Below are 6,518 nucleotides of genomic sequence, written 5' to 3' on the forward strand. Positions count from 1 at the left end.
ATAATGGTCTCGACGCCCTGTCCAATGCGGTAGGCGGCGGGATCGGGAAGATCCGTCAGACAGGCCATGCGACACAAAGCCTTCGCCGGCAGCCGCCTCATCCGGCCGCCATGCTATAAACCTCGGCGCTATGTTGCCGTCTCCTTCAGGGCCGCCTTGGAACGGCCTTTCGAAAAACACTGTCGCCTGCGGTCCGATGTGGCGAACGCACGTTTCTAGCTCAGGCCCTTGGGCAACTCCTCGATCAACAGCCGCACCTCGATCAGCGACTGCTTCTGCGCATCGAGCACTTCGACAGACATCATGTTGAGCGCTTCGCCTGGGAGGCCGTCGGCTGCCATTTCGCCCAGCGCCCTTCGAGCCTCGGCTTTTGCATCGGCCAAACTGGCGAATTCATGCGCGGATTCACTGGCTCCGCCCCCGTCCTTGTCGAGAACCCGGAAATAAAACAACGCCATCGCAATTCCTCATGCTTCCGGCACCGCATCCGCAGGACGCGACAACCGACCTGTCCCGCGAAAAGCAGGCATGAGGAAAAAGGTTCCTCGCGGGTTGCATACGGTCGCATTCTCCGCCCCCTTTTTGCCTGGGGCAAAAAGGTCAAGCTCTGACGAGATCGGCCAGGAGATCGGCGACATGCCGTGGCGTATAGGGCTTTTGCAGAAACGCGACCCGCCCGCCCTCGATCTTGGGCGCGTGCGCTTCGCCGGTGGCAAAGACGATGGCGATCGCCGGCCAGGCCTCGCGCACCTGGCGCGCAAGTTCGCCACCGGACATGTCCGGCAGGCCGAGATCGGTGAAAAGCACGTCGATTGTTCCTGCGGGTGCAGCACGCAGACTGTCCAGCGCCTGACCGGCGGTGGCTGCCTCGGTGACGCGATAGCCTTCGCCTTCCAGAATTTCGGCCGTGTCCATACGGATCAGCGCATCGTCCTCGACCAGCAGAACGCTGATCGGCGCCTTGCGCGCTGGCGCCTCTATCGCGGCATCATCAAGCACATGATCGGCGTCAAGATCGGCCGAAGCCTCAGGTGCGGGCGTCGGCGCGGCGACAGAAGGGGTGGCTGGGCTCGCCAGCCTTTGGCCTGCACGTTGATCCAGAACCGCGCGGACCTTCTGCGCCAGCTGCTGGCGGGCATAGGGCTTGGAGAGAAGCTGCACGCCGGCATCCAGCCTGCCGCCATGCACGATGGAGTTTTCGGTGTAGCCCGACGTGAAGAGCACTGCGAGGCCGGGGATCAGCCGGCGCGCTGCGGCCACCATCTCCGTGCTCTTCAGCGGCCCTGGCATCACCACGTCGGTAAACAGAAGATCGATCGGCAGGCCGCTTTCCACCACGCTGAGCGCACTGGCGGCATCCGATGCCTTCAGCACCCGGTAGCCCAGATCCTGCAGCATTTCGACCACGGTGGTACGCACGCCCTCATCGTCCTCGGCGACCAGGATGGTCTCGTTGCCGCCCACCACGCCGCTGGTGTCCATCACCTCGGCATCGTCCTCGGCGGCGTGGGCGCGCGGAAGATACATCCGCACATGGGTGCCGAGCCCCGGCTCGCTGTAAATACGCACATGCCCGCCCGATTGCTTGACGAATCCATAGACCATCGACAGCCCGAGGCCCGTGCCCTTTCCTTCCGCCTTGGTGGAAAAGAACGGATCGAAGACCTTGTCGAGGATTTCCGGCGCGATGCCGGAGCCGGTATCGGAAACGGAGATCGACACATAGTCGCCGGGCTCCACGTCTTCGACGCCGGTGGCATAGGTTTCGTCGAGAACGGCGTTCATCACCTCGATCGTCAGCCTGCCATAGCTGTCCATCGCATCGCGGGCGTTGATCGCAAGATTGAGCAGCGCATTCTCCATCTGCGTCGTATCGACAAGCGTGTTCCAGAGCCCGCCCGACACGACGGTCTCCACCTCGACGCCCTCGCCGATCGTGCGGCGGACCATCTCGTCCATGCCCTGCACTAGGCGGCCGATATTGACCACCCTTGGATCCAGCGCCTGGCGTCGCCCGAAGGCCAGAAGCTGCGCCGCCAGCTTGGAGCCCCTGTTCACGCCGGCCAGCGCATTGTTCACACGCCGCTCCGCCCGCTCATTGCCGGCCAGATCCTTCAGCAACAGCTGCAGATTGCCGGAGATGACCTGAAGCAGATTGTTGAAGTCATGCGCCACGCCGCCCGTCAGGTTGCCAATGGCCTCCATCTTCTGCGCCCGCTGCAGCGCGGTCTCGGTGCGCCGGAGCACATCGGCCGCCTCATGCTCGGCCGTTACGTCGCGGCCGACGGCGTGGATGAAGCGGTCATCCGGCACCGCCGTCCAGGAAAAGCGGCGATAGCTGCCGTTTCTGGCGCGATAGCGGTTGACGAAGGTGAAAACGGTCGCGCCATCGCTCAGGCGCGCGATCTCCTCATGGGTTGCGGCAAGATCGTCCGGGTGGACCAGATCGAGGAAAATGCTGCCGACCAGCTCGTCTTCGCCCCAGCCCAGCAGGCTGGTCCAGGCAGGGTTGACGGCCATGATCCGCCCTTCGAAATCGGCCACCAGCATGACATCCGTCGACAGGCGCCACATGCGGTCGCGGTCGGCCGTGCGTTCGGCCACGCGCTGCTCCAGCGTGGCGTTCAGGGCCGCCAGCTGCTCGCGCGCCAGGCGAAGATCATGGATATCCGTGGTCGCACCGATCCAGCGTTCCACCTGACCCTTGTCGTCGGCAAGCGGCACGGCGCGGGTGATGTGCCAGCGGTCCTCGCCCGCCGCGTTGCGCAAACGGGTTTCGGCCTCGTAGACGCGGCGTTCGGCAATTGCCTGGCGCCAGAGACGCAAGGCGTCGTCGAGATCCTCGGAATGGATCATCGCGCTCCAGCCCGCCTGAAGGATGTCCTCCGGCGTCTTGCCGGAATAGCTGAGCAGCCGCTCGTTCACCCAATCGAGTGTACCGTCTGGCTTTGCCGTCCAGACATGGTTGGGGAGTGTTTCGGTCAGCGCGCGCAGCTTCGCCTCGCTCTCGCGCAGTTCCCGCTGGGCGCGACGGCGTTCGGTCACATCCTGAACCACACCCACCAGCCGCAGGATCTTGCCGTCACCGTCGCGCTCGAATTCGCCGCGCCGGGCAACGACCCGTTCCTCGCCGGTATCGGCCTTCACGATGCGATATTCCACCTGCAGCGGCGCGGAGCCCTGGCGGCGGCTGTCGGAGGTGGAGGCGACCTCGCGATCCTCGGGGACGATCAGAGCCTCGACGACGTTCACCGAAACGCTGTCGGCTTCAGGCAGGCCGAAAATGCGGCAGAACTGCCCGGTGACCTGCATGACGTCATCCGCGGCATCGATGGAGAAGAGGCCGACACCGCCAACCTCCTGCGCCCGGCGCAGGCGCCGCTCCACCTCGCGCAGGCGGCTCTGCGTCAGGTGTTCGCTTGTGCGGTCGCGCAGCACTTTGACGAAGCCGATGGCCTTGCCCGCTTCATCGCGGATCGGCATCATCTCCCCGCTTGCCCAGAAGCGCTCCCCGGAGAAGCGGATATGCCAGCGCTCGTTGTTGGCCATGCCGTGCTCGAGCGCCTCGGCCATCTCACGCGCCGGGCGGCCACCCTCATTGTCCTCAGGCGTGAAGAACAGGCCGGCCGGCTGGCCGATCGCCTCCTCCTCGCGCCAGCCGAGAATGCGGCGCGCCCCCTCGTTCCAGCGGGTGATCCGGCCCTCGATGTCGAGTGCGATGATGGCATAGTCGATCGCCCCATCGAGCACCTGCTTGGCGTGATGGGCGCTTTCGGCAAGCCGGCGCTCGGCCATCATCTTGGGCGTGGTTTCCACCACCACGGCCATGACGCCAATCGGCCTGCCATCCTCCGCCAGAATGGGCGAATAGTCGAGATTCATCCAGGCCTGGCCAGGCCGGCCTGCGCGATTGAGGACGAGCGCCTGATCCTTGAAGGACAGGGTTCTGCCGGCGAGACCTTCCTTCATCACATGATCATTGAAGTCCGCCACTTCGGGCCAGCCTTCGCGCACCCGCGAGCCCAGCAGGGCCGGATGGCGGGCGCCGGCAAATTCCGAATAGGCGTCGTTGTAGATCATCACGCCGTCCTCGGTCCACAGCGTGACGATGGCCACGGGTGAACGCAGGATCAGCGACAGCGTGGTCTTCACGCTTTGCGGCCAGGTCTCGATGGCACCGAGGCGGGTGGAAGACCAGTCGAACGCCGAAATCAGCGCAGCCAGATCGCCGCCGCCGGACAAGAATCCGAGATGATGTGACGTCAAGGTGAAAGCCCGCTATGGATATCGGTTCGTCTTTACAGCATTCGAATCCGGAGAAAAACCGCGTTAAATCATAATGCACCACAGGGGAAAGAGGTCCATCAATGTCAGCGGGCAAGGCTGGCGCGTCCGCTGGCCTGACATCGCAACGGTCAACGGCAAGAAGGGGCTAGGGGTCGCGGCCGCGTCCATCGGCAGCTCACGGCGCGGACCTTAGCGAAGAAGTCCCTGGCCGCCATCCACCCAGATCGGCGTTCCGGTGATATGGGCCGCGCGATCGGAGGCGAGGAAGGCGATGACATCGGCCACATCTTCGGAGCGGCCCGGTTTGCCACCGGTAATCGGCACCTGCCCTTCCGGCCATTCGACCGGAATGGCCGTGTCCTCCGCGCCACGCTGCCGGGTGTTCTCATTGATGCTGGTGGCGATTTCGCCGGGGCAGACCGCGTTGACGCGAATATGATGGCGGGCAAGCTCCAGCGCCAGCTGCTGCACCATGGCAACCTGGGCTGCCTTGGTGGCGGTATAGGCCGTAGCGCCCGGCGTAGTGAAGGTCCGCGTGCCGTTGATCGAGGAGACGACGATGATCGAGCCGCCACCGGCCTGCTTCAGATGCGGCACGGCGAGATGCAGGGTCAGGTAGGTTCCACGCAGATTGATGGCGATCGTCTGATCCCACTCATCTGGCTTGAGATCGTCGATCGGCGCCCAGACACCGTTGATCCCGGCATTGGCCACAACGATATCGATCTTGCCGAAGGTCGAAGCCAGCTCATCGACCGACGCGCGCATGGCGCCTTCGTCCGAGACATCGGCGACCAGCACGATTGCCCGCCCGCCCTGAGCCGCAATGGCGGTGACCGTGTCCTCCAGCTCCTCGCGTGTGCGCCCCAGCACGCCAACCCGGATCCCTTCCGCGGCAAGTGCAATGGCAGCGGCCCGGCCAATGCCGGACCCGGCCCCTGTGACAAGCGCAACGGACGAAGATAGGGCCATGAAGCAACTCCGGGGAGAAGAAGAGGCGGACGCCGGCCAAGTGGCCGGTCGATTTCAACGGGCCCAGCGCCCTTTCCCAACATTTTCGGTGAAATGTGACAACGGAGCAACGAGCGCCTCAAGCGAAAGGCGACAAAGAATGGTTCACTTAACGCCGAAGCTCCGGCAAAGTTCCCGCCGCCCGAAAAAGACAGCGTGCAACTCCAGCCCCTATCCCTTGTTTCGCAAGCGGTGCCGCGTGCACCCCGGACCCGCTCCTGGCGCGCAAGCCCCATTGCCGCCCCTTCGGAGCGGGACCGGCCTGATGACCGAAACCAAGGAGAATCCATGTCCACGACAGACGCCAAGCGCGAGATCTTCATCACCGGCCTGCGCAATGCCCATGCCATGGAAAATCAGGCCCTATCGATCATCAAGCCGCAGCTGCAGCGCATCGAGAACTATCCCGAGGTTGCCCGGCGGTTGGAAGAGCATCAGCGCGAGACGCAAGGCCAAATCGACCGTCTGGAAGGCGTCCTCAGCGAACTCGGCGAAGACCATTCGACGCTGAAAGACATGGCGCTCTCGCTCTCCGGCAGCATGGCCGCCCTCGGCCACACCATGGCCGGCGACGAGATCCTGAAGAATTCCTTCGCCAACTACGCCTTCGAGAATTTCGAGATCGCCGCCTACAAGTCGCTGATCACGCTTGCCGAAATCGGCGGCTACCATACAGCGCTCGGCGTGCTCCAGGCCAACCTCAAGGAAGAGGAAGCCATGGCCGCCTGGCTCTCCGACAATTTGCGTGAGGTAACCACCCGTTTCGCGACCCTATCGGAAGCCGGCGAAACGGCGAAGGTCTGAAGCCCCGATAACGCCGCGCGAGCACGGCAGAACAATCAGAAGACAGGGATCGGGCCTAGGCCCTGTTGACAAAGTGGATTTCCAAATCAGGGGAAGCATGATTCAAGACTGCTTTTTGGGAGGCAGCTTTGGCTCGTGGCGATCTTACGGATATGGAGTGGCGGATCATTGAGGGTCTGTTACCCACCGAACGCGGTAGGAAATCCCGGCCCTCGCACGACAATCGACGATACCTGAACGGTATGCTGCATGTTCTTCGGGTTGGCTGCCCCTGGCGCGATATGCATGAGCGCTACGGAAAGTGGAACTCGGTCTATGTGCGCTTCCGCCGGTGGGCTGAACAAGGAGTTTGGGACGCTCTGCTTGAGACCCTCGTTGAACTGGGGCTGACGGATGACTGGCAGCACATGATCGAC

Annotated in this window: 5 protein-coding genes; 2 read left to right on the forward strand and 3 right to left on the reverse strand. The window is 63.7% G+C overall.

The window, feature by feature from the left end:
- Positions 1-215: 215 nt before the first annotated feature.
- The 3 genes from BMX61_RS18770 to BMX61_RS18780 form a co-directional block, all read right to left on the reverse strand.
- A complete protein-coding gene (locus tag BMX61_RS18770) occupies positions 216-458 on the reverse strand; it encodes a DUF6894 family protein (protein ID WP_075625690.1) in 243 nt (80 codons plus the stop codon).
- 142 nt (positions 459-600) lie between these two features.
- A complete protein-coding gene (locus BMX61_RS18775) occupies positions 601-4,266 on the reverse strand; it encodes a PAS domain S-box protein (protein ID WP_075625691.1) in 3,666 nt (1,221 codons plus the stop codon).
- Between the two features lie 210 nt (positions 4,267-4,476).
- Entirely contained in the window at positions 4,477-5,259 is a 783-nt protein-coding gene (locus tag BMX61_RS18780) for an SDR family oxidoreductase (RefSeq protein WP_075625692.1), read from the reverse strand.
- A 327-nt stretch (positions 5,260-5,586) separates the two neighbouring features.
- Here BMX61_RS18780 and BMX61_RS18785 point away from each other — a divergent pair, with 327 nt between their 5' ends.
- Complete coding sequence (locus BMX61_RS18785; RefSeq protein WP_075625693.1) at positions 5,587-6,102, forward strand: ferritin-like domain-containing protein; 516 nt, start codon at positions 5,587-5,589, stop codon at positions 6,100-6,102.
- A gap of 128 nt (positions 6,103-6,230) precedes the next feature.
- Positions 6,231-6,518: transposase (locus BMX61_RS18790; protein ID WP_139198959.1), on the forward strand; the 288-nt coding region annotated here is incomplete at its 3' end.

Origin of the sequence: Xaviernesmea oryzae (genome assembly GCF_900109605.1) — a bacterium.
In the GTDB taxonomy this organism is placed as follows: domain Bacteria; phylum Pseudomonadota; class Alphaproteobacteria; order Rhizobiales; family Rhizobiaceae; genus Xaviernesmea; species Xaviernesmea oryzae.